This window comes from Acinetobacter lwoffii, from assembly GCF_024129735.1.
GTDB classification, from domain to species: domain Bacteria; phylum Pseudomonadota; class Gammaproteobacteria; order Pseudomonadales; family Moraxellaceae; genus Acinetobacter; species Acinetobacter lwoffii_H.
The window spans coordinates 13,759-33,849 of the sequence record NZ_JAMXXK010000012.1; the positions used below are offsets into that span (position 1 = coordinate 13,759).

The window sequence follows — 20,091 nt, forward strand, 5'->3', positions numbered from 1 at the left end:
CGAGAATTATGCCTATTCAAAAATGTAAGCCAACGTCTCCAGGACGTCGCTTTGTAGAGAAAGTGGTTCACGATCACCTTCACAAAGGCGCACCATACTCTCCGTTGGTTGAAGCTAAAAAACGTACTGGCGGCCGTAATAACAACGGTCACATCACGACTCGTCACGTTGGTGGCGGTCACAAGCAGCACTACCGTCTAGTTGACTTTAAACGTAACAAAGATGGTATTCCTGCAACTGTAGAGCGTATCGAATACGATCCTAACCGTACTGCACACATTGCACTTGTATTGTATGCTGACGGTGAGCGTCGTTATATCATCGCTCCTAAAGGCCTTCGCGCTGGCGATAAAGTACAGTCTGGTAACGATGCTCCAATTCGTCCAGGTAACTGCTTGCCGCTTCGCAACATGCCTATCGGTTCTACTCTTCACAACATCGAACTTAAAATCGGTAAAGGCGCGCAGTTAGCTCGTTCAGCTGGTACTTCAGTTCAGCTGTTGGGTCGTGACGGTTCTTACGCTATCGTTCGTCTGCGTTCAGGCGAGATGCGTAAAATTCACGTTGAATGCCGTGCTGTGTTAGGTGAAGTATCTAACTCAGAAAGCAACCTTCGTTCACTAGGTAAAGCTGGTGCATCACGCTGGCGTGGTGTTCGTCCTACCGTTCGTGGTATGGCGATGAACCCAGTTGACCATCCACATGGTGGTGGTGAAGGGCGTAACAAAGGTATTCAACCTGTAAGCCCATGGGGTCAAAAAGCTAAAGGGTACAAGACACGTACCAATAAGCGTACGACTAAGATGATTATTCGCGACCGTCGCGTTAAGTAACAAGTAAAGGAATCTGACAATGCCTCGTTCTCTGAAAAAAGGCCCATTCGTCGATGCGCACTTGTTCGCTAAGGTTGAAGCGGCTATCGCGGCTAATAACCGTAAGCCGATCAAAACTTGGTCGCGTCGTTCGATGATCCTCCCGGATTTTGTTGGTTTAACAATTTCTGTACACAATGGCCGTAACCACGTTCCTGTGATCGTTTCTGAGCACATGGTTGGTCACAAGCTTGGTGAATTTGCACCAACTCGTACCTATCGCGGTCACGGTGTTGACAAGAAATCTAAACGTTAATGGGTGCTATGATGGAAGTAACTGCTAAATTACGCGGTGCCGCTATCTCGGCACAAAAAGCTCGTTTGGTTGCAGATCTTATCCGCGGCAAATCTGTTGCGCACGCTCTTAACATCCTTAACTTCAGCAACAAAAAAGCTGCAGTTCTAGTTAAGAAAGCGTTGGAATCTGCGATTGCAAACGCTGAACACAATAACAGTTTAGATGTAGACGACCTTAAAGTTTCTACGATCTACGTTGATGAAGGCATGAGCCTGAAACGTATTATGCCACGTGCTAAAGGCCGTGCAGATCGTATTACTAAGCGTACTTGTCACATCACCGTTAAGGTAGGGGTTTGATATGGGTCAGAAGGTTCATCCAATCGGTATCCGCCTAGGTGTTGTGAAACGTCATAACGCTAACTGGTATGCGAATCCGAAACAATACGCTGAATACTTGCTTAAAGATCTTCAAGTTCGTGAGTTTTTGATCAAAAAACTTAAAAACGCGATGATCAGCAACATTCTTATCGAGCGTCCTACAGGCGCTGCTAAAGTAACTATTAGCACTGCTCGTCCAGGTATCGTAATCGGTAAAAAAGGCGAAGATATTGAGAAACTACAACGCGAATTAACATCTATCATGGGTGTTCCTGCGCAAGTAAGTATCAATGAAATTGATCGTCCAGACTTAGACGCGCGTCTAGTTGCTGAAGCTATCGCTTCTCAATTAGAAAAACGTGTAATGTTCCGTCGTGCTATGAAGCGTGCGGTTCAAAACACAATGCGTGCTGGTGCTAAAGGTATCAAAGTAGAAGTTTCAGGCCGTTTAGGTGGTGCTGAGATTGCTCGTACTGAGTGGTATCGTGAAGGTCGTGTACCTCTACATACGCTTCGTGCAGATATCGACTATGCGACTATGCGTGCTGAGACTACTTACGGTACGATCGGTGTTAAAGTTTGGATCTTCCGTGGTGAGATCTTGGGCGGCATGAAACAAGTCATGAACCCAGCTCCAGCAGAAGAGCGTCCAGCTAAACGCGGTCGTGGTCGTGGTGAAGGTCAAGAGCGTCGTGGTCGTCGCAATGATCGTTCTGCTGAAAAAGGAGAATAATCCATGTTGCAACCTAAGCGTACTAAATTCCGTAAAGTGCAGAAAGGCCGTAACACTGGTCTAGCACACCGCGGTAGCACAGTATCTTTCGGTACTATTGCACTTAAATCAGTTGAACGTGGTCAAATGACTGCGCGTCAAATTGAAGCAGCGCGTCGTACAATTAGCCGTCGTATTAAGCGTGGTGGTAAGATCTTTATCCGTGTATTCCCGGACAAGCCGATTACTTCTAAGCCTCTTGAAGTGCGTATGGGTAAAGGTAAAGGTTCTGTGGAATATTGGGTTTGCCAAATCAAACCAGGTAAAGTCTTGTACGAAATTGATGGTGTTAACGAAGAATTGGCTCGCGAAGCGTTTACGCTTGCAGCAGCTAAGCTTCCGTTTAAAACCGCTATCGTGACTCGGACGGTAATGTAATGAAAACTAAAGATCTACGTGAAAAGTCGGTAGAAGAGTTGACAGCTTTGCTTGATGAGCAACAGCTTAACCAATTCCGTCTTCGTATGGCGAAAGCAACTGGTCAATTGGGTAAATCGCATGAAGTTGCACTTACTCGTCAGACGATTGCTCGTATTAAGACCCTCCTTACCGAAAAACAGGGGAACGGACAATGAGTGATAAAACAGTCCGCACGTTAACTGGCAAAGTTGTAAGCGACAAGATGGATAAATCTATCGTTGTTCTTATTGAACGCCAAGTTCAACACCCGTTGTATGGCAAATTAATCCGCCGTTCAACAAAATTACATGCTCATGATGAGAACAACACAGCGAAAGCTGGTGATGTTGTAACCATTAAAGAAAGCCGCCCAATTTCTAAAACTAAGTCTTGGACTCTAGTTGAAGTTGTTGAAGCAGCTGCTGAGTAATTAACGTTCTTGTTGCATCATCGGTCAATTTCGAGTACTCTTTGAGCCTTTCGAAATTTCGACCGGTGTTGCTCGGTTTTGGAGTAGGGCAATGATTCAGACCGAAACTATGCTCGACGTAGCAGACAACAGTGGTGCACGCCGCGTACAATGTATTAAAGTACTTGGTGGCTCGCATCGTCGTTATGCTTCTGTTGGCGACATTATTAAAGTTACTGTAAAAGAAGCAATTCCACGCGCACGTGTTAAAAAAGGTGACGTGATGAATGCGGTTGTGGTTCGTACAAAATTCGGTATCCGTCGTGCAGACGGTTCAGTGATTCGTTTCGACGATAACGCTGCTGTTATTTTGAACAACAACAAAGCGCCGATTGCAACTCGTATTTTCGGACCAGTGACTCGTGAACTTCGTACTGAACAGTTCATGAAAATTATTTCATTGGCTCCTGAAGTTCTATAAGAGGCGATCATGGCTAAGATTAAAAAAGGCGATCAAGTAATTGTGATCGCAGGTAAAGAAAAAGGCAAACAGGGTACTGTTCTGTCTGTTTCTAATGACCGTGTTAAGGTTGAAGGCCTTAACTTGGTGAAGAAGCATCAGAAGCCGAACCGTGCTACAGGCGCTGAAGGTAGCGTTGTAACTCAGGAAGCTTCGCTTCATATTTCAAACGTGGCAGTTTTTAATGCTACAACCCAAAAGGCTGACCGTGTTGGTTACCAAGTGATTGATGGCGTGAAAACTCGCGTATTCAAATCAAATGGTGAATCAGTGGCGGTAGCGAAGTAATAGGTTGATATAGGCCATGGCCAGACTTAAAACACGTTACAACGACGAACTTAAAGCTCAATTACAAGAAGTATTGGGCGTTAAGAATGTGATGGAGATTCCTCGCATCACTAAAATCACGATCAATATGGGTGTTGGCGCAGCTGCTGCCGACAAAAAACTCCTTGATGGTGCTCTTTCAGATATGCAAGCTATCGCTGGTCAAAAACCAGTACTTACGTTAGCTCGTAAATCAATCGCTGGTTTTAAAATCCGTGATGGTTGGCCGATCGGTTGTAAAGTTACTTTACGCGGCGAACGTATGTACGAATTCTTGGACCGTTTGATCTCGATTGCGATCCCTCGTATCCGTGACTTCCGTGGTTTCTCTGCGAAATCATTCGACGGTCGTGGTAACTACTCAATGGGTCTTAAGGAACAAATCATGTTCCCTGAAATCGATTTTGACAAGATTGATCGTATTCGTGGTATGGATATTACCATTACTACGACTGCTCGCACCGATGACGAAGGCCGTGCGCTTATGCGTGCATTCGGCTTCCCGTTCAAATAAGAGGTCGATATGGCTAAGAAAGGTATGATTAATCGCGAATTGAAACGCGAAGCTACTGTTGCTAAATACGCTGCAAAACGTGCTGAATTAAAAGCTGTTATTGCAAACGTAAATGCATCAGACGAAGAACGTTTCGAAGCGATGATGAAATTACAAGCATTACCACGTAATGCATCTCCAGTACGTCTACGTAACCGTTGTGGTTTAACTGGTCGTCCTCATGGTTACTTCCGTAAGTTCGGTTTAAGCCGTAACAAATTACGTGAAACAGTAATGCAAGGTGATGTACCTGGCGTTGTTAAGGCAAGCTGGTAAGGAGCACTATAGATGAGTATGCAAGATACCGTTGCCGACATGCTAACACGTGTTCGTAACGCACAAATGGCAAAGAAACAAACTGTTTCTATGCCTAATTCTAAGTTGAAGGTAGCAATTGCTAACTTACTTCAACAAGAAGGTTATATTTCAAACGTAGAAGTTGCGGATGCTGAAGGCAAACCAACTCTTACTTTGACTTTAAAGTATTTCGAAGGCAAACCAGTTATCGAAACTGTGAAGCGCGTAAGCCGGCCAGGTCTACGTCAGTATCGCGGTAAAGATGCACTTCCGAGCGTTAAGCAAGGTTTAGGTATTGCAATTGTTTCTACAAGCAAAGGCATCATGACTGATCGCGCTGCACGTGCTGCAGGCGTTGGTGGTGAAGTTATTGCTTTTGTTTCTTAATAGGTGATTCCTCATGTCTCGTGTGGCTAAAGCCCCAGTAACTGTACCTAACGGTGTAACAGTTACTCAGAACGGCCGGCAGGTCGAAGTGAAAGGCACTAAAGGTACATTGTCTTTCAACCTGCATGCGCTGGTCGAGCTTAAACAGGAAGACGGTATTCTAGCTATTGCTCCAGTACAAGAGTCGAAAGACGCTTGGATGCAAGCTGGTACTGCTCGCGCTGTGCTTAACAACCTTGTAAAAGGTGTTAGCGAAGGTTTCGAACGTAAGTTACAGCTTATCGGTGTTGGTTATAAAGCTGCGGTTAAAGGTGACGTTGTTCATCTTAACCTTGGTTTCTCTCACCCGATCGATTATGCACTTCCTGCAGGTGTAACTGCTGAAACTCCAACTGCAACTGAAATCATTCTTAAGTCTGCTGATAAAGCAGCTTTAGGACAGGTTGCTGCAGATATCCGTGGTTACCGTCCACCAGAGCCATATAAAGGCAAAGGTGTTCGTTATTCTGACGAAGTTGTACTTCGTAAAGAAGCTAAGAAGAAATAAGGCGCGAGGTTCTTATGAACGAAAAGAAACAATCCCGTTTGCGTCGTGCGAAAAGCACACGCTTGCACATCCGTGCATTGGGTGCGACTCGTTTGTGTGTAAACCGCACTCCGCGTCACATCTATGCTCAAGTTATCTCTGCAGATGGTGGCAAAGTATTAGCGCAAGCTTCTACTTTAGACGCTACTCTACGTGCGGGTACAACTGGTAACGTTGAAGCAGCTCAAAAAGTAGGTGCTTTAATCGCAGAACGCGCTAAAGCAGCTGGTGTTACTAAAGTTGCATTTGACCGTTCTGGTTTTAAATATCATGGTCGTATCAAAGCCTTGGCTGATGCTGCTCGTGAAAACGGCTTGGAGTTCTAATCATGGCTAAAGTTGAACAAAACGAAGGTCTTGTTGAAAAGCTGGTTGCCGTTGATCGTGTAGCCAAAGTTGTTAAGGGTGGTCGTATCTTCTCTTTCACAGCATTAACTGTTGTGGGTGATGGTAATGGTCGCGTAGGTTTTGGTCGTGGTAAAGCACGTGAAGTTCCAGCTGCTATCTCTAAAGCACTTGAAGCTGCTCGTCGCAATATGATTACTGTTGACCTTGTTGATGGTACGTTACAGCACCCAATTCATGCACGTCACGGCGCTAGCCGCGTATTCATGCAGCCTGCCTCTGAAGGTACAGGTGTAATTGCTGGTGGCGCTATGCGTGCAGTTCTAGAAGCTGTAGGCGTACGTAACGTGTTGACTAAATGCCGTGGTTCTACTAACGCTGCTAACGTAGTAAACGCAACTTTCAATGGTTTGCGTGATATGACTACTCCTGAAAAGGTTGCTGCGAAACGTGGTCTTTCAGTAGAACAAATTCAAGGGTAATCAATCATGAAAACGATTAAAGTTACCCAGACTAAATCTGCATCGCACCGCTTGAAAAATCACAAGCTTAGCCTGCAAGGTTTAGGTCTGCGTCGTATTGGTCATACTGTAGAAGTGTTAGACACACCTTCTAACCGTGGTATGATCAACCAAGTCTACTATATGGTTAGTGTAGAGGAATAAGCCATGACTCTGCGTTTAAATACAATTGCACCTGCAGAAGGTGCTAAACGTGACAACCTTCGTTTAGGCCGTGGTATCGGTTCTGGCGTTGGTAAGACCGGTGGCCGTGGTGTCAAAGGTCAAAACTCACGTAAGAGCGGTGGTACTCGTCCAGGTTTCGAAGGCGGTCAAACAGCACTTTACCGTCGTTTGCCTAAATTCGGCTTCACTAGCCAATTGGCTTTGAAAACTGCTGAAGTACGTTTATCTGAGCTTGCTAAAGTTGAAGGCGACATCGTGTCTCTTGAAACTTTAAAAGCTGCGAACGTTGTACGTAAAGACATGATCCGTGCTCGTATCGTACTTTCTGGTGAAATTACTCGTGCATTCACTGTTCAAGGTGTTGCATTGACTAAAGGCGCTAAAGCTGCTGTTGAAGCTGCTGGCGGCAAAGTCGAGGAGTAATCCCCAGTGTCTATGACTCCTAGTTCTTCAGGTCATGTCAACATGATGAAAGGCCAACCATTTCATGTGAAATACCGTGAAATTATTCGTCGAATGATGTTTCTCATTGGTGCGTTGTTGGTGTTTCGACTAGGAGCGCATATTCCAGTACCAGGCATCAATAATGCTGCGTTAGAAAACTTGTTTAATGCAAACCAAGGTACCATCCTTGGTTTGTTTAACATGTTCTCTGGTGGTGCATTAGAACGAATGTCTATTCTTGCTCTCGGGATCATGCCATACATCTCTGCGTCGATTATCGTGCAGTTGATGTCAACTGTGGTTCCTTCGCTGGAAGCTTTAAAGAAAGAAGGCGAGCAAGGCAAACGTAAAATTAATCAATACACACGACAAGGTACATTATTCTTAGCGCTGGTACAGGCGATAGGTATGTGTGCAGGCCTGATCAGTCAGGGGATTACCCTGAATACTGGTTTGGCTTTTTATGTTCCTGCAGTAACCTCACTGGTTGCGGGGACCATGTTCTTGATGTGGTTGGGTGAACAGATTACCGAGCGTGGGGTGGGAAATGGTATTTCCATGATCATCTTCGCGGGTATTGTTGCCGGATTGCCTAATCTGATTATGCAATCTTTCTCCTCTGTAGATAATGGCCAGACCAGCCTGATTGGCTTGGTAATTTTTGGTTTGTTATCTCTGGGTGTTTTGGCAGCGATCGTGTTTATCGAGAAAGCGCAACGTCGTATTCCGGTAAACTATGCTCAAAAACAACAAGGTCGTCGTGTATTTACTGCACAGCAGACACATTTGCCATTAAAAATTAATATGGCGGGTGTGATTCCGGCAATTTTTGCCAGCTCATTGCTTTTGTTCCCTGCGAGCTTAGGTCAGTGGGTGGGTAGTGCAGATCCAAATGCTGGATTTATTAAGCGTAGCCTGCAAGATGTAGCATTGGTGTTGTCGCCTGGTCAGCCGTTGTATTTGGTGCTCTTTGGTGCGTTAATTATCTTTTTCTGTTACTTCTATACAGCACTGGTATTTAGTCCTAAAGAAGTGTCAGAGAACTTGAAACGCAGCGGAGCTTACGTGCCTGGTATACGTCCAGGTGAGCAAACTGCTCGTTACTTAGATCATATTCTCAATCGTTTGACGTTTATTGGCGCGATTTACATCACCGTCATTTGTTTGATGCCGATGGTATTGCAAAGTTCATTTGGTATTCCATTCTATTTGGGTGGTACCTCTTTGCTGATTGTTGTGGTAGTGGTGATGGACTTTATGGCTCAGCTGCAATCACACCTTACTTCGCACCAATACGATAATCAAACGTTAATGAGAAAAACGACTGCTCATCCTAAGGGATAAGCGCACTTGAGGTTTCATCATGAAAGTACAAGCTTCTGTTAAGAAAATTTGTGGTAGCTGTAAAGTTATCCGTCGTAATGGGGTTATCCGCGTAATTTGTAGCGCAGAACCTCGTCATAAGCAGCGTCAAGGTTAATCTGATTAAGACCTGTTGATTTCTGTAGGCGAATTAGGTTATTATCCGCCCCTCAAGATTTTTGTGGGGCGGTTGATTATCTACTGCCTTTTTGGAGAAAATTGAATGGCTCGTATTGCCGGTGTAAACATTCCGGATAACAAGCACGCTGTTATCTCTCTAACGTATATCTTTGGTATTGGTCGCCATACTTCAAAAGCTATCTTAGCTGCTGCTGGTATTGCTCCAACTACTAAGATCCGTGAATTAGATGACGCTCAGCTTGATGCGATTCGTGCAGAAGTTGCTAAGGTTCCGACCGAAGGTGATTTACGTCGCGAAATTTCCATGAACATTAAACGTTTAATGGATTTAGGCTGCTACCGCGGTCTTCGTCATCGTCGCAGCTTGCCTGTCCGCGGTCAACGCACCAAAACTAACGCTCGTACCCGTAAAGGTCCGCGCAAACCTATTAAGAAATAAGATTTCTGGAAGCTAAAAGATGGCTAAAGATACTCGCGCACGCAAGAAGGTCACTCGTACCGTCTCTGAAGGTGTCGCACACATTCACGCTTCTTTTAATAACACCATTGTGACTATTACCGATCGTCAAGGTAATGCACTGGCTTGGGCCACTTCAGGTGGACAAGGCTTCCGTGGATCACGTAAATCAACTCCGTTCGCTGCTCAGGTAGCTGCTGAAGTTGCTGGTAAAGCTGCTTTAGACTACGGTTTGAAAAACTTGGACGTCCTTGTAAAAGGTCCTGGTCCTGGTCGTGAATCTGCGGTTCGTGCTTTAGGTGCAGTGGGTTATAAAATTAACAGCATTACCGATGTGACGCCAATCCCGCACAACGGTTGCCGTCCACCTAAAAAACGTCGCGTGTAAGGAGAAACATTCATGGCTCGTTATATTGGTCCAAAATGCAAACTCTCTCGTCGCGAAGGGACAGACCTGCAACTTAAATCAGGCGTTAAACCGTTTGATGTTAAGACAAAAAAACATGCGAAAGTTCCTGGCCAACACGGCGGGGCTCGTGGTGGTAAACAATCTGAGTACTCACTACAATTACGTGAAAAACAAAAAGTACGTCGCATGTACGGTGTTTTAGAGCGTCAATTTAGTAACTACTATAAAGAAGCTGCTCGTGTTAAAGGCGCAACTGGTGAAAACCTGTTGAAGCTACTTGAAAGCCGTCTTGATAACGTTGTTTATCGTATGGGTTTCGGTTCTACTCGTGCAGAAGCTCGTCAGTTAGTATCTCACCGTAGCATCACTTTGAATGGCCGTCGTGTTAACATTGCGTCTATCCAAGTTAAAGCGGGTGATGTGATCGCAGTTCACGAAGGCGCTAAGCAACAATTACGTATCAAAAACGCAATTGAATTAGCTACTCAACGTGGCATGCCTTCTTGGATGGAAATTGACCATTCTAAATTAGAAGGTACGTTCAAAGCTGCACCGGATCGTTCTGATTTACCTGCTGAAATCAACGAAAGCTTGATTGTAGAATTGTATTCTAAATAATCCTTGAGGAAGCAATATGACGCGTACTGCAAATGAGTTTCTAACTCCGCAAGCGATCAAGGTCGAAGCGGCAAGCGGGACCTCGGCAAAAGTTATTCTAGAACCATTAGAGCGTGGCTTTGGTCATACTCTTGGTAATGCTTTACGTCGCATCCTTCTTTCTTCTCTACCTGGCGCAGCTGTGGTAGAAGTTGAGATTGAAGGGGTCGAGCACGAGTACAGTACTTTGGAAGGCTTGCAGCAGGACATCGTCGAGCTCTTGCTGAACCTAAAAGGATTGTCGATTAAGCTGTTCGATCAAAATGAAGCATATTTGACATTAGAGAAACAAGGTGCAGGCGACGTAACTGCGGCTGACCTTCGTTTACCTCATAATGTTGAAGTGGTTAACCCTGAACATTTGATCGGTACTTTAAGTGCCTCAGGCTCATTGAAAATGCGTCTGAAAGTGGCTCAAGGTCGTGGCTACGAGACTTCTGATTCACGCTTCCCTGAAGGCGAAACTCGCCCAGTGGGTCGCTTGCAGTTAGATGCGTCTTACAGCCCAATCAAACGTGTTTCATACACCGTGGAAAACGCGCGTGTAGAACAACGTACTGACCTTGATAAACTGATCATTGATCTTGAAACCAATGGTACTGTAGATCCTGAAGAAGCGATCCGCAAAGCTGCAACTATTTTGCAGCAACAAATTGCGATCTTCGTTGACCTTCAGAAAGATCAAGCACCTGTTGCTCAAGAGCCTCGTGAAGAAGTTGACCCAATCTTGCTTCGCCCAGTAGATGATCTAGAGCTAACTGTTCGTTCTGCTAACTGTTTGAAAGCAGAAAACATTTACTACATTGGTGATCTTGTACAGCGTACCGAAGTTGAGTTGCTTAAAACTCCTAACTTGGGTAAAAAATCGCTTACTGAGATCAAAGATGTTCTGGCTTCTAAAGGCTTACAACTCGGCATGCGTTTAGAGAACTGGCCACCGGCTAGTCTCCGTATGGACGATCGTTTCGCCTATCGTAGCCGTTAATTAAGTAGGACTATCACCATGCGTCATCGTAATAGTGGTGTGAAATTAGGCCGTACAAGCAGTCATCGTAAAGCGATGTTCCAAAACATGGCTAACTCTTTGTTCGAGCACGAGTTGATCAAAACAACTGTGCCTAAAGCAAAAGAGTTACGTCGTGTAGCTGAGCCTTTAATCACTTTAGCTAAAAACGATACAGTAGCAAACCGTCGTTTGGCGTTTGCTCGTACTCGTTCAGCAGCAACTGTTGGTAAATTATTTACCGTTCTTGGCCCTCGTTACAAAGAGCGTAACGGCGGTTATCTACGTGTTCTTAAAGCGGGCTTCCGTGCAGGTGATGCTGCACCGATGGCTTACGTTGAGCTAGTAGATCGCGAAGTTAACTAATTTCGTGAAGAATAACGCAAGTTGTTCGAAAAGGTCGGTTGAATAAACCGGCCTTTTTTATTGTCTGTATATTTTAATTTAGTCTGACTTTTAATCTCGTATAACTGGATCTGGCCTCAAAAGATAAAAAAATAGCGGCTTTTTAATAAACTTGACATTGTGTATTGTCAGTTTTGTGATTTAATAAAAACAGATAGCATCGCTTAGGTAAAAAAAACAACATGGAAAAGCAGGTAGATATTCTAATTGTGGGTGCGGGGATCTCGGGGATTGGTCTGGCAGCGCATCTTTCTAAACATTGTCCACAACGCTCTTTTGACATCATCGAACGTCGTGAAAGTATTGGCGGAACTTGGGATCTGTTTAAATATCCGGGAATTCGTTCCGATTCGGATATGTCGACTTTTGGCTTTAATTTTAAACCCTGGAAGAAAGAAAGTGTGCTTGCAGATGGCGCATCCATCAAAAACTATCTCACTGAAGTGGTAGAGGAATTTAAGCTTCAGCCGAAAATCCATTTTCAGCATCGTGTCTTAAGTGCTGATTATGATTCTGCGACCTGCAAATGGTCAGTAGAGATCGAGGATGCACACGGTAAGAAGCAGATCTGGATCGCCAACTTTATACTGGGTTGTACCGGTTATTATAATTATGATCAGGGTTTTCAGCCGGAATTTGCTAATCAAACTGTATTCCAAGGTGAATTTATTCATCCGCAACATTGGCCGGAAAATTTAAACTATCAAGGCAAAAAGGTAGTGATTATTGGCAGTGGTGCGACCGCGATTACCTTGGTTCCTGCGATGGTTAAAGGCGGAGCAGGACATGTGACCATGTTGCAACGCTCACCGACTTATATTGCCTCTGTACCCTCGGTCGATTTTATTTATTCAAAAATGCGTAAATATCTGCCTGAGGAGGTCGCCTATAAGCTGACACGTGCGCGTAATATCGGCATGCAGCGCGGGATTTACGCTTTGGCACAGAAACAGCCAAAATTATTAAAATCGCTTTTGCTTAAATCGGTGCAATTCCAGCTGAAAGGTAAAGTGGATATGAAGCACTTTACCCCGAATTATGAACCTTGGGATCAACGTCTTTGTGTGGTGCCGGATGGAGATCTGTTCAAAATTTTACGTGAAGGACAGGCATCGGTTGCAACGGATCAGATAGAAACCTTTACCGAAACGGGAATTCAGCTGAAATCAGGTCAACATCTGGATGCTGATATTATTGTTTCTGCCACCGGTCTGAATATTCAAATTCTTGGCGGGATTCAGGCGACGATGGATGGTCAGCCTATCGATACCTCTCAGCATATGCTGTATAGAGGTATCATGGTCAGTGACATACCGAATATGGCGCTGATTATTGGCTATATCAATGCCTCCTGGACGCTTAAAGTCGACATTGCAGCAGAATATATTTGCCGTCTGTTGAACTATATGGATCAGCAAGGTTATGCACAGGTAATTCCTCAGGGAGATCAGAGTGAATTGCTTCAGGATACCGTCATGGGTAGTCTCAGTTCGGGTTATATTGCCCGGGCTGCAGACGTCATGCCAAAGCAAGGCAAACAGGCTCCGTGGAAAGTCAGCAATAATTATCTGGCAGACCGTAAGGAGCTCAAACAGGCTTCGTTTGAAGATGGTGTACTGAAATTTAGAAAAAACAGTAATGCTTTAAAGCATAAACCGCGTCTGGTTTCTTAAAGTTATATCTTTGCATACAGAAAAAGGAGTCCTGAGAGACTCCTTTTTTATGCATCCATTTTAAAGTGAACGTGCGATGAGTTCTTTCATAATTTCATTGGTACCCGCATAAATCCGGTTGGCACGGTTGTCGATATAGGCACGGGCAATCGGATATTCCAGCATATAACCATAGCCGCCATGCAATTGCAGACATTCATCTACGACTTTACTATATATTTCTGAAATCTTGTATTTGGCCGCAGCAGCGGCATCTACGCCTAGTTCATGCTTGAGTTGCAGCTGCATACAGCGATCCAGATAAGCCCGGCACACATCGATCTCGGTACGTAGTTCTGCCAGTTTAAAGCGGGTATTTTGAAAATGGCTGATGCTCTTGCCAAAAGCCTGACGTTCCTTGGTATATTTTACTGTGTGGGCAAAAGCGGCTTCAGCACCTGCCTGACAGATAATCGCTACAATCAGGCGTTCCCAAGCTAGTTCTTTCATTAGCATCATGAAACCCATGCCTTCCGGACCGAGCAGGTTTTCTTTCGGAACCCGAACATTGTCAAAGAACAGTTCACAGGTATCTTGACCTTTCATGCCAATTTTATTCAGCGGCTTGCCTTTACTAAATCCAGCTTGGTCGGCTTCGACTATAATCAATGACAGATTGGCCGAACCTTTGTCATTATTGCCCGTTTTACATACCACAATCGTCATATCGCAAAGATAGCCATTGGTAATAAAAATCTTGGAACCATTAATCACATAGTCGTCGCCATCCAATACAGCAGATGTCCGCACTGCTTGCAGGTCAGAGCCAGTTCCCGGTTCGGTCATGGCGATTGCGGTGACGACCTCTCCAGACGCCATTTTCGGCAGCCATTGCTGTTTTTGAGCTTCACTGCCAAAGTTCAGCAGATAATTGGCGACGATATCCGAATGTAGCGAAAACCCAGTCGCTGAATCTCCGGCATAGGCCTGTTCCTCAATCAAAATCATGCTATACAACCGGTCTACGCCAGATCCGCCATATTCCTCAGGCATGGTAGCGCAGAGCAATCCAAGCTCACCGGCTTTATTCCATAGCTCTCGATCTACATGCTGCTGGCTTTCATAACGCTCGGTATGTGGAATGACTTCTTTCTCATAAAATTTACGTACCGTCTCGCGAAAAGCCTCATGTTCGGCAGTAAAGAGTTGGCGCGGCAGCATCGGAGCGAGTGGGCGAATGGCTGCAGATTGCATCTTGTTATTCCTTATTTTGATCTGTTTGGTTTAACTTAGGCCATGCCAAGATCAGCAGCAATGAGCGGAATGTTCAAATGACTTCAATCTGCTGATGCTTTTGGTCATTTCTATGAAATCCCTCGAAATTCAGCCAGCGCTTCAGGTAAACTATTCGGGTTTATAACGAGTTGGGGAAATTCGATGACTGATGACATCAGCTTAGAAGAGCGCAAAGTGATTTATCGTGCGCGTCGTGGTCTAAAAGAACTGGATGTATATTTTGATCCCTACGTAAAAAACCATTACCTGAATGCTGAGCCTTTCGAAAAACAGATGTTTGCAGAGCTGGTTGAGCAGGAAGACCCGGATTTGCTGGACTGGTTTATGGAAGTGTCTGAGCCGCCGCGTCCTGAACTAAAAGATTTTATCAAGAAGCTTAAATTTTACGTTCATGGATAATCGTTGCTTTAAGCTGAAACGCAGTCTCTGTGCATTGGCGTTTCAGCTTTTTATTTTTGCACTGCTGATGTATCTGTTGTATCAGTTATTGCCGATTGCACTTTGGGCAGTGTGCGCTGTCATAGGCTTGGTGATTTATCAGCTGTTTTACCGCAAGACACCACAGATTGAGCAGTTTGAATATCTGAATGGACGTGAATGGTCATTGACTACCAAAGCACGACCGACCCGTCGGGTATGTATTAGTCACGTAATTGATCATCAGGCGTATATTGTGGTGTATTTTCAGCATGCCAAGGCGCGACCTTTATTGATCTGGTGTGATCAATTGCCCTTCAAACAATGGAAATCCTTAAAATTATTGACTAAATTAATTTAGTTGTAAAACAAACGCATTTTAATGATTTAATTAAAATGCTCATAAAACAAATATTTAGACCAAATTCCTATTTTTATTGTCAGACAGAAATCAAGGTTAATCCATGACTTAGAGAAATTGTCTGACAATTTATTCCCTATGTTTTATTTTTAGCCTGTACATTTAACTCACCAACAGCAACTACGGGAGACCTTAATGGAATTTCCAGTATGGATGTTTCTGATCGTAGCGATTGTTTTAACGCTGGTGATCGGACGACTCGGGACAGTGTTGAAGGATAAATTTTCATCTTAATCAAGCAGGGTTTATTATTTTTCTGCTTGTACAGTTAATAAGTAGCATGTGCTGAACCGTCGCAATGCTACTTTTTTTTGCCCAAAATTTGGTATTCTTCTAAATACAGTCAATTGCAGCGCGGCTATTTAATGGCAAAGTGTCTCGTCTAAATTAGAGTAAATACTCTTTTATTCACAAAATGCTTCTGATATCTTTAGCAGAAAGATGGACATAATCACAATTATAGAGGACAGGAAAATGTCAGACGTCCGTAAAATATGCCAAGGTATGGCGACCATTGCAATAACAACAACAGTTTTGACGGGGTGTTCTCAGGTCATTAAAACCGGTGCCAATGTTGCACTGGGTTTCACCGAAAACCATATTGTACCGCCGATTTTAGCGATGGATGATGCTGAAATGGTGTGTAATTCAGGGAATTCTTTAACGCCGGCCATTATGGCGACCAAAGAAATGGGGGCGGATCCAACACGGGTGGCCGTGCTGATGTATTCGGCTGCCGGTATTTGTGCCGAGCAAAAAGCGCTGGAAGCCGAGTTACGCTATTTACGTGCTTCAAAAACCAATCAGGTGGCAGAAGCTCAAGATGCCCGAATCGAGCAGAAGCGCTGGGCGGCACTGGCAGCACAGCGTCAATATACCGGTTATCAACTGTTCCAGAGCCGTTATGAAAAGAAATACCAAAAAGCCCTGGGTGAAGAATGCCCACGCATGAACAGTGATATCGAGCAAACGGTTTATCTGTTGGGTATGCTCAGTGGCTTGCAGGCTATGACCAATGATATTAACTCGGGTGGTGCAGTGCATGTACCGAAAGATATTGCTGCCGTGGTCGAGCGTGGCATGGTGTGTCTGGATAACGCGAAATTCTGGGGTGCGCCGAATGCCACCCGTGCGGTGATCTGGACTTTGTTGCCAGGCGCAGGGGAAGGCAAGCCTGACCCTTACCAAACATTAAAACAATCTACACAAATTGGTGAGCAAAAAGGTGTACGTTTATCTCATGCCTTGTATGCCGTAGCGGCTCAGGCCAGTGGCGATGATGCCAAAGTTCGGGATGCCTTGAAAACCTTTGCTCAGGCCCGTACGGAGGAAAAACCGGTAAATCCGCAATTCAAGCTGATTGACAGCATGGCCGCGATTATGGTCAGTGGCATATCAGATCGTTACTGGACAGAAAATACTGGTATACGTAGTGGCGATGATGGCATGCAACGTTTCTGGGATGAATCCGACAGTTCTTCCGAGCTCGATGATCTGTTCAGTGCGGATCTGTAATGCAGATACTATGCATGAAGCTTCAGGGATGAAGTCAAATTAGATGGTCAGGGAGGACAACAGGCCGATGCTAGATCAACATTTTCGACGAAAAATTATTTTTCTAGCGGCTTTTGTCTCTCTCTCTGCATGTCTGCAAATTTTTCACGATCATTTCATTTACTGGCAAGAAAGTCTGCTGGGTGAATTCTGGCGACTCTGGACGGCGCACTGGGTACATGTGGGCTGGATCCATTATTTTCTGAATATTCTCGCCTTTATCTGTTTACCTTTTATTTTTCCACGCGCCACGGTCTGGCATTTCTGTGCCATTTTGCTGATTTTGCCGCCGTTGATCAGTTTAAGTTTTTATTTTTTCTTGCCCAATATTGAAGCTTATGCGGGTCTGTCGGGCGTGCTGCATGGTGCCTATGTCGCCGTAGCCTGTGTACATTTGCTGTATAAGCGGGAACGCGGCTTTGCGGCGTTAGTGTTATTTTTGATCTTTGCCAAACTGGTCTGGGAAAACACCATTGGCAATGTCGGGACGGCGCAGCTGATTGGCAGTCCGGTTTTGGTTGAGGCACATTTACTTGGGGTGATTTGGGGCGTGATTCTGGCGCTGATCTATATTGTGAGCAATTATTTTCGGGATAATTAAAGTGCAGAGATAAATAATTTACTTGGCAGAAAATACAAAAAGAAAATATAAATTGTCATTTTTATTGTGCCAATTTTCATGCAAAGTCAAAACATAGAATAAAGATCCTGACCTTTGAAAAGGAATTTTCTAGGCAGAAGGGAAGATCAGCGTCCTAGACCAAGCATCAGGCCGCTAAAATAAAAATAGGAATACACATGCAAAATAATGATCAAAACAGATCAGGATTAGGTCTGTTGCGTTATATATGGACAGAGTGGATCTCGACCTTCGTCGTGCTGGTTTTACTTTTGCTCACTTTGATTATTGGCACCGGGGAAATGATTCACGGCCAGTTGCTGCGTATGGGGGAGCGTATTTACGGCGATCCGGCAACCGCAATGCAATATTCATTTCTAAGGGCTGAACCGACGCGTCCACAATGTGAACGCAATATCAATGTTGATCAGCGTGTTCAGCAGCAGATGAAAGCCGATGCAGCCGATGAATATGCCGATTTCTTCGGGGTGCGTTCGGAAGCGGATGTCCGTGCTGCGGTGTTACAGGCACAGCAGGTCTGTGAAGAATCCTACCTGTTCTATGATAAAGCCATTCAACATGTGGAAGCTCATCCAAGTATTCGGGCTTATCGGACGTTTGAAACCTCTTTCTTTGGTATCTTCAAGTTTGGTACAGAAAACCGGGCTTTGCTCTTGGTTATCATGGTGGTCTTTGCTGCGATCAGTGCCACCCTAAAAACTCATCATATTGGTTTACGTAGCCCGAGCACACGTATCGACTTTAAAGTTTATTCGGTCGCCATGCTGGTTGCTAATGCTTTCCTGGCATTTTCATCCTATAGCCAATATCAGTCCGTATTGAACTCGGGCGTGCCGATGGGAGAGATGAAATACATCTACTGGTTGTGGATGATTCTGTTCAGCACCCTCACATTGATCAGCTTGTATCAGGTGATCAAACAACCAAAACCAACGCGTGAGGGCGGCAGTTTTGGTCTGGCCTTTCTGAGTGTACCGCTATATGCCTATATGGCCATTACGACCGGAATAAATTTCACTTTCTTTATGGACTATCCAATGGGACAGGGGATTTACCTCGGTCAATTGGTAGAGTTTTCTAGTATCTTCCTGAATCTGGCCTTGTTTATCTGGGCCGGTATGTTGCTGAAACAGACCCGTGTCGTGGACATGTTCCTGAACATTCTGCGTCCCTGGAATTTGGCACCTGAAACCCTGACCTGGCTAATCTTGCTGGCAGCTGCATTACCGACTGCCTATACCGGAGCATCAGGGATTTTTGTAATTGCCGCAGGTGCGATTATTTATAAGGAAGTCTGGAATGCGGGTGGACGCCGTCAGTTTGCACTGGCAGCCACCGCAATGTCCGGCTCAATGGGCGTAGTCTTACGTCCTTGCTTGCTGATTGTCGTCGTGGCATCACTCAATAAAGAAGTGACCACCGACTTACTGTATCACTACGGGATTTATGTCTTCCTGCTCAGCTCGACTTTATTCCTGGTAATTTCCCTGTTCTTTGCAGAAAACAAATTCCGCATTGCTGCGCCTACTGTGGCTGCTCCTCAATCCGGTCGTGCCTTCATGGCGATTATTCCATATATCGTGATTTTCATTTTGATCTGGTTATTCTATAAATATGCCTTGTCGACTGACCTGAATGAATTTACCGCACCGGTGATGATGCCAGTCATTCTGCTGATGATTGTCCTGTTCGATAAGTTACGCCATGAACCTGCGCCGTTGCCGGCAGTGGGGCATTGGGATGAAACCTTGACCGCAACTTTAAACTCAAGATCGACACCTGAACTGGCGACAGCCGGTGCCGCGGCCAATGCAGAATATCGTGAAGCTGAACATAGCGAACAACCAGGCAAAGAGCTGGTTGTTGATCATGCTGTGCAGCGTTCAAAAGCGACTGAAATTTTGCGTCATGTCGGTTTCTGGAAGTCCATGCATATTTCGACCAGTGAGACCGTGGGACATATTGGTGCTCTGGTCATCCTGATGGCACTTTCGGTGAGTGTGGGTGGCTTGCTAGAACGTATGGAAATTATGGAAGCCTTCCCGACCGATATCAGTAGTACCATTCTGGTGATTTCACTGATTGTCGGCTTAATGATTTTTGTCGGGATGATCATGGATCCATTCGGTGCGGTGATTCTGATCTCGGCAACCGTGGCTCCAGTGGCTTACCAATACGGTATTCATCCGGTACATTTCTGGATGATTACCCTGATTGGTTTTGAACTGGGTTATGTGACGCCACCGGTTGCGCTGAATCATTTACTGGCCAGACAGTCGATTGGTGATGCCGAAGTGGCCGAAGCGGATGCAGAAGTACGACACCTGTCTTTCTACTACCGTTATGAACGCTGGATTTTGCCGGTAATAGTATTGCTGCCTGCGATGCTGATTATTGCCTATGTGCCTTATATCTTTAAGCTGTTCGGCTGGTATCAATAAAAGAAAAGCAATAAAACAGCAC

General features: G+C 44.9%; 30 protein-coding genes and 1 pseudogene. 30 read left to right on the top strand and 1 reads right to left on the bottom strand.

The window, feature by feature from the left end:
- Window positions 1-8: 8 nt before the first annotated feature.
- The 25 genes and pseudogenes from rplB (at window position 9) to NI469_RS05190 (ending at window position 13,321) form a co-directional block, all read left to right on the top strand.
- Window positions 9-833: a 50S ribosomal protein L2 gene (rplB, locus tag NI469_RS05070; protein WP_004281509.1), complete on the top strand. Its 825-nt coding sequence runs from the start codon at window positions 9-11 to the stop codon at window positions 831-833.
- Between the two features lie 19 nt (window positions 834-852).
- Window positions 853-1,128: a 30S ribosomal protein S19 gene (gene rpsS, locus NI469_RS05075; protein WP_004281508.1), complete on the top strand. Its 276-nt coding sequence runs from the start codon at window positions 853-855 to the stop codon at window positions 1,126-1,128.
- Window positions 1,129-1,139: 11 nt separating this feature from the next.
- Window positions 1,140-1,469 (top strand): 50S ribosomal protein L22, encoded by a 330-nt coding sequence (gene rplV, locus NI469_RS05080; protein ID WP_001982638.1) that lies wholly within the window; start codon window positions 1,140-1,142, stop codon window positions 1,467-1,469.
- Window position 1,470: 1 nt separating this feature from the next.
- Window positions 1,471-2,287, top strand: a pseudogene (rpsC, locus tag NI469_RS05085) (30S ribosomal protein S3).
- On the top strand, window positions 2,227-2,640 hold the full coding sequence (gene rplP / locus NI469_RS05090) for a 50S ribosomal protein L16 (RefSeq protein WP_004281506.1): 414 nt from the start codon (window positions 2,227-2,229) through the stop codon (window positions 2,638-2,640). Before rpsC ends, rplP begins: the two are co-directional and overlap by 61 nt.
- Entirely contained in the window at window positions 2,640-2,837 is a 198-nt protein-coding gene (gene rpmC / locus NI469_RS05095) for a 50S ribosomal protein L29 (RefSeq protein ID WP_004281505.1), read from the top strand. The genes rplP and rpmC overlap by 1 nt, the downstream gene beginning before the upstream one ends.
- On the top strand, window positions 2,834-3,091 hold the full coding sequence (gene rpsQ / locus NI469_RS05100; protein WP_004281504.1) for a 30S ribosomal protein S17: 258 nt from the start codon (window positions 2,834-2,836) through the stop codon (window positions 3,089-3,091). The genes rpmC and rpsQ overlap by 4 nt, the downstream gene beginning before the upstream one ends.
- A 91-nt stretch (window positions 3,092-3,182) precedes the next feature.
- A complete protein-coding gene (gene rplN / locus NI469_RS05105) occupies window positions 3,183-3,551 on the top strand; it encodes a 50S ribosomal protein L14 (RefSeq protein WP_004281503.1) in 369 nt (122 codons plus the stop codon).
- A gap of 9 nt (window positions 3,552-3,560) precedes the next feature.
- The gene (gene rplX / locus NI469_RS05110) at window positions 3,561-3,878 is read left to right on the top strand and encodes a 50S ribosomal protein L24 (RefSeq protein WP_004281502.1); all 318 of its coding nucleotides are present in this window, start codon (window positions 3,561-3,563) and stop codon (window positions 3,876-3,878) included.
- Between the two features lie 16 nt (window positions 3,879-3,894).
- The gene (rplE, locus tag NI469_RS05115; RefSeq protein WP_004645057.1) at window positions 3,895-4,431 is read left to right on the top strand and encodes a 50S ribosomal protein L5; all 537 of its coding nucleotides are present in this window, start codon (window positions 3,895-3,897) and stop codon (window positions 4,429-4,431) included.
- A gap of 9 nt (window positions 4,432-4,440) precedes the next feature.
- The gene (gene rpsN / locus NI469_RS05120) at window positions 4,441-4,746 is read left to right on the top strand and encodes a 30S ribosomal protein S14 (RefSeq protein ID WP_004732275.1); all 306 of its coding nucleotides are present in this window, start codon (window positions 4,441-4,443) and stop codon (window positions 4,744-4,746) included.
- Window positions 4,747-4,758: 12 nt separating this feature from the next.
- Window positions 4,759-5,154: a 30S ribosomal protein S8 gene (rpsH, locus tag NI469_RS05125; RefSeq protein ID WP_004281499.1), complete on the top strand. Its 396-nt coding sequence runs from the start codon at window positions 4,759-4,761 to the stop codon at window positions 5,152-5,154.
- Between the two features lie 13 nt (window positions 5,155-5,167).
- Window positions 5,168-5,701 carry a 50S ribosomal protein L6 gene (rplF, locus tag NI469_RS05130; protein ID WP_004645059.1) on the top strand — a complete coding sequence of 178 codons (534 nt, stop codon included), beginning with the start codon at window positions 5,168-5,170 and terminating at the stop codon, window positions 5,699-5,701.
- A gap of 14 nt (window positions 5,702-5,715) precedes the next feature.
- Window positions 5,716-6,066, top strand: coding sequence for a 50S ribosomal protein L18 (gene rplR, locus NI469_RS05135; RefSeq protein ID WP_004281497.1), 351 nt, complete (start codon window positions 5,716-5,718; stop codon window positions 6,064-6,066).
- Between the two features lie 2 nt (window positions 6,067-6,068).
- On the top strand, window positions 6,069-6,566 hold the full coding sequence (gene rpsE, locus NI469_RS05140; RefSeq protein ID WP_004281496.1) for a 30S ribosomal protein S5: 498 nt from the start codon (window positions 6,069-6,071) through the stop codon (window positions 6,564-6,566).
- Window positions 6,567-6,572: 6 nt separating this feature from the next.
- Window positions 6,573-6,749, top strand: coding sequence for a 50S ribosomal protein L30 (rpmD, locus tag NI469_RS05145; protein WP_004281495.1), 177 nt, complete (start codon window positions 6,573-6,575; stop codon window positions 6,747-6,749).
- A gap of 3 nt (window positions 6,750-6,752) precedes the next feature.
- A complete protein-coding gene (gene rplO, locus NI469_RS05150) occupies window positions 6,753-7,193 on the top strand; it encodes a 50S ribosomal protein L15 (protein WP_004281494.1) in 441 nt (146 codons plus the stop codon).
- Between the two features lie 45 nt (window positions 7,194-7,238).
- On the top strand, window positions 7,239-8,558 hold the full coding sequence (secY, locus tag NI469_RS05155) for a preprotein translocase subunit SecY (RefSeq protein ID WP_180037316.1): 1,320 nt from the start codon (window positions 7,239-7,241) through the stop codon (window positions 8,556-8,558).
- 19 nt (window positions 8,559-8,577) lie between these two features.
- Window positions 8,578-8,694 carry a 50S ribosomal protein L36 gene (rpmJ, locus tag NI469_RS05160; RefSeq protein ID WP_000867907.1) on the top strand — a complete coding sequence of 39 codons (117 nt, stop codon included), beginning with the start codon at window positions 8,578-8,580 and terminating at the stop codon, window positions 8,692-8,694.
- A 105-nt stretch (window positions 8,695-8,799) separates the two neighbouring features.
- Entirely contained in the window at window positions 8,800-9,156 is a 357-nt protein-coding gene (gene rpsM / locus NI469_RS05165; protein WP_004281492.1) for a 30S ribosomal protein S13, read from the top strand.
- Window positions 9,157-9,175: 19 nt separating this feature from the next.
- A complete protein-coding gene (rpsK, locus tag NI469_RS05170; RefSeq protein WP_004281491.1) occupies window positions 9,176-9,562 on the top strand; it encodes a 30S ribosomal protein S11 in 387 nt (128 codons plus the stop codon).
- A gap of 12 nt (window positions 9,563-9,574) precedes the next feature.
- Window positions 9,575-10,201, top strand: a complete 627-nt coding sequence (gene rpsD / locus NI469_RS05175; RefSeq protein ID WP_004281490.1) for a 30S ribosomal protein S4 — start codon at window positions 9,575-9,577, stop codon at window positions 10,199-10,201.
- 16 nt (window positions 10,202-10,217) lie between these two features.
- Window positions 10,218-11,225 carry a DNA-directed RNA polymerase subunit alpha gene (locus NI469_RS05180; RefSeq protein ID WP_004281489.1) on the top strand — a complete coding sequence of 336 codons (1,008 nt, stop codon included), beginning with the start codon at window positions 10,218-10,220 and terminating at the stop codon, window positions 11,223-11,225.
- An 18-nt stretch (window positions 11,226-11,243) separates the two neighbouring features.
- Window positions 11,244-11,609 carry a 50S ribosomal protein L17 gene (gene rplQ / locus NI469_RS05185; RefSeq protein WP_004281488.1) on the top strand — a complete coding sequence of 122 codons (366 nt, stop codon included), beginning with the start codon at window positions 11,244-11,246 and terminating at the stop codon, window positions 11,607-11,609.
- Window positions 11,610-11,830: 221 nt separating this feature from the next.
- Complete coding sequence (locus NI469_RS05190) at window positions 11,831-13,321, top strand: flavin-containing monooxygenase (RefSeq protein ID WP_253174547.1); 1,491 nt, start codon at window positions 11,831-11,833, stop codon at window positions 13,319-13,321.
- A 60-nt stretch (window positions 13,322-13,381) separates the two neighbouring features.
- Here NI469_RS05190 and NI469_RS05195 read toward each other — a convergent pair whose 3' ends face one another.
- A complete protein-coding gene (locus NI469_RS05195; protein ID WP_253174548.1) occupies window positions 13,382-14,554 on the bottom strand; it encodes an acyl-CoA dehydrogenase family protein in 1,173 nt (390 codons plus the stop codon).
- Between the two features lie 183 nt (window positions 14,555-14,737).
- Between NI469_RS05195 and NI469_RS05200 the strand changes: the two genes are divergently transcribed.
- The 5 genes from NI469_RS05200 to NI469_RS05220 all read left to right on the top strand — a co-directional run bounded on the left by NI469_RS05200 (window position 14,738) and on the right by NI469_RS05220 (window position 20,069).
- Window positions 14,738-14,995, top strand: a complete 258-nt coding sequence (locus NI469_RS05200; RefSeq protein WP_004281484.1) for an FAD assembly factor SdhE — start codon at window positions 14,738-14,740, stop codon at window positions 14,993-14,995.
- Window positions 14,988-15,374: a hypothetical protein gene (locus NI469_RS05205; RefSeq protein WP_253174549.1), complete on the top strand. Its 387-nt coding sequence runs from the start codon at window positions 14,988-14,990 to the stop codon at window positions 15,372-15,374. The genes NI469_RS05200 and NI469_RS05205 overlap by 8 nt, the downstream gene beginning before the upstream one ends.
- 534 nt (window positions 15,375-15,908) lie before the next feature.
- Window positions 15,909-16,949 carry a hypothetical protein gene (locus tag NI469_RS05210; protein WP_004281480.1) on the top strand — a complete coding sequence of 347 codons (1,041 nt, stop codon included), beginning with the start codon at window positions 15,909-15,911 and terminating at the stop codon, window positions 16,947-16,949.
- Between the two features lie 67 nt (window positions 16,950-17,016).
- Window positions 17,017-17,589 carry a rhombosortase gene (gene rrtA / locus NI469_RS05215; RefSeq protein ID WP_253174550.1) on the top strand — a complete coding sequence of 191 codons (573 nt, stop codon included), beginning with the start codon at window positions 17,017-17,019 and terminating at the stop codon, window positions 17,587-17,589.
- A 197-nt stretch (window positions 17,590-17,786) separates the two neighbouring features.
- A complete protein-coding gene (locus NI469_RS05220) occupies window positions 17,787-20,069 on the top strand; it encodes a TRAP transporter large permease subunit (protein WP_253174551.1) in 2,283 nt (760 codons plus the stop codon).
- The last annotated feature ends 22 nt before the right edge of the window (window positions 20,070-20,091 follow it).

Bases quoted from the DNA above. Each gene is read 5' to 3' on its own strand.
- rplF (WP_004645059.1), top strand. From the start codon at position 5,168: ATGTCTCGTGTGGCTAAAGCCCCAGTAACTGTACCTAACGGTGTAACA.
- rplX (WP_004281502.1), top strand. From the start codon at position 3,561: ATGGCTAAGATTAAAAAAGGCGATCAAGTAATTGTGATCGCAGGTAAA.
- NI469_RS05180 (WP_004281489.1), top strand. From the start codon at position 10,218: ATGACGCGTACTGCAAATGAGTTTCTAACTCCGCAAGCGATCAAGGTC.
- rpsQ (WP_004281504.1), top strand. From the start codon at position 2,834: ATGAGTGATAAAACAGTCCGCACGTTAACTGGCAAAGTTGTAAGCGAC.
- rplR (WP_004281497.1), top strand. From the start codon at position 5,716: ATGAACGAAAAGAAACAATCCCGTTTGCGTCGTGCGAAAAGCACACGC.
- NI469_RS05210 (WP_004281480.1), top strand. From the start codon at position 15,909: ATGTCAGACGTCCGTAAAATATGCCAAGGTATGGCGACCATTGCAATA.
- rplV (WP_001982638.1), top strand. From the start codon at position 1,140: ATGGAAGTAACTGCTAAATTACGCGGTGCCGCTATCTCGGCACAAAAA.
- rplB (WP_004281509.1), top strand. From the start codon at position 9: ATGCCTATTCAAAAATGTAAGCCAACGTCTCCAGGACGTCGCTTTGTA.
- rplP (WP_004281506.1), top strand. From the start codon at position 2,227: ATGTTGCAACCTAAGCGTACTAAATTCCGTAAAGTGCAGAAAGGCCGT.
- NI469_RS05195 (WP_253174548.1), bottom strand. From the start codon at position 14,554: ATGCAATCTGCAGCCATTCGCCCACTCGCTCCGATGCTGCCGCGCCAA.
- rplO (WP_004281494.1), top strand. From the start codon at position 6,753: ATGACTCTGCGTTTAAATACAATTGCACCTGCAGAAGGTGCTAAACGT.
- NI469_RS05205 (WP_253174549.1), top strand. From the start codon at position 14,988: ATGGATAATCGTTGCTTTAAGCTGAAACGCAGTCTCTGTGCATTGGCG.
- rplN (WP_004281503.1), top strand. From the start codon at position 3,183: ATGATTCAGACCGAAACTATGCTCGACGTAGCAGACAACAGTGGTGCA.
- rpsE (WP_004281496.1), top strand. From the start codon at position 6,069: ATGGCTAAAGTTGAACAAAACGAAGGTCTTGTTGAAAAGCTGGTTGCC.
- rpsD (WP_004281490.1), top strand. From the start codon at position 9,575: ATGGCTCGTTATATTGGTCCAAAATGCAAACTCTCTCGTCGCGAAGGG.
- rrtA (WP_253174550.1), top strand. From the start codon at position 17,017: ATGCTAGATCAACATTTTCGACGAAAAATTATTTTTCTAGCGGCTTTT.
- secY (WP_180037316.1), top strand. From the start codon at position 7,239: ATGAAAGGCCAACCATTTCATGTGAAATACCGTGAAATTATTCGTCGA.
- rpsS (WP_004281508.1), top strand. From the start codon at position 853: ATGCCTCGTTCTCTGAAAAAAGGCCCATTCGTCGATGCGCACTTGTTC.
- NI469_RS05200 (WP_004281484.1), top strand. From the start codon at position 14,738: ATGACTGATGACATCAGCTTAGAAGAGCGCAAAGTGATTTATCGTGCG.
- rpmJ (WP_000867907.1), top strand. From the start codon at position 8,578: ATGAAAGTACAAGCTTCTGTTAAGAAAATTTGTGGTAGCTGTAAAGTT.
- rpsH (WP_004281499.1), top strand. From the start codon at position 4,759: ATGAGTATGCAAGATACCGTTGCCGACATGCTAACACGTGTTCGTAAC.
- rpsN (WP_004732275.1), top strand. From the start codon at position 4,441: ATGGCTAAGAAAGGTATGATTAATCGCGAATTGAAACGCGAAGCTACT.
- rpsK (WP_004281491.1), top strand. From the start codon at position 9,176: ATGGCTAAAGATACTCGCGCACGCAAGAAGGTCACTCGTACCGTCTCT.
- rplQ (WP_004281488.1), top strand. From the start codon at position 11,244: ATGCGTCATCGTAATAGTGGTGTGAAATTAGGCCGTACAAGCAGTCAT.
- rpmC (WP_004281505.1), top strand. From the start codon at position 2,640: ATGAAAACTAAAGATCTACGTGAAAAGTCGGTAGAAGAGTTGACAGCT.
- rpsM (WP_004281492.1), top strand. From the start codon at position 8,800: ATGGCTCGTATTGCCGGTGTAAACATTCCGGATAACAAGCACGCTGTT.
- NI469_RS05220 (WP_253174551.1), top strand. From the start codon at position 17,787: ATGCAAAATAATGATCAAAACAGATCAGGATTAGGTCTGTTGCGTTAT.
- rpmD (WP_004281495.1), top strand. From the start codon at position 6,573: ATGAAAACGATTAAAGTTACCCAGACTAAATCTGCATCGCACCGCTTG.
- rplE (WP_004645057.1), top strand. From the start codon at position 3,895: ATGGCCAGACTTAAAACACGTTACAACGACGAACTTAAAGCTCAATTA.
- NI469_RS05190 (WP_253174547.1), top strand. From the start codon at position 11,831: ATGGAAAAGCAGGTAGATATTCTAATTGTGGGTGCGGGGATCTCGGGG.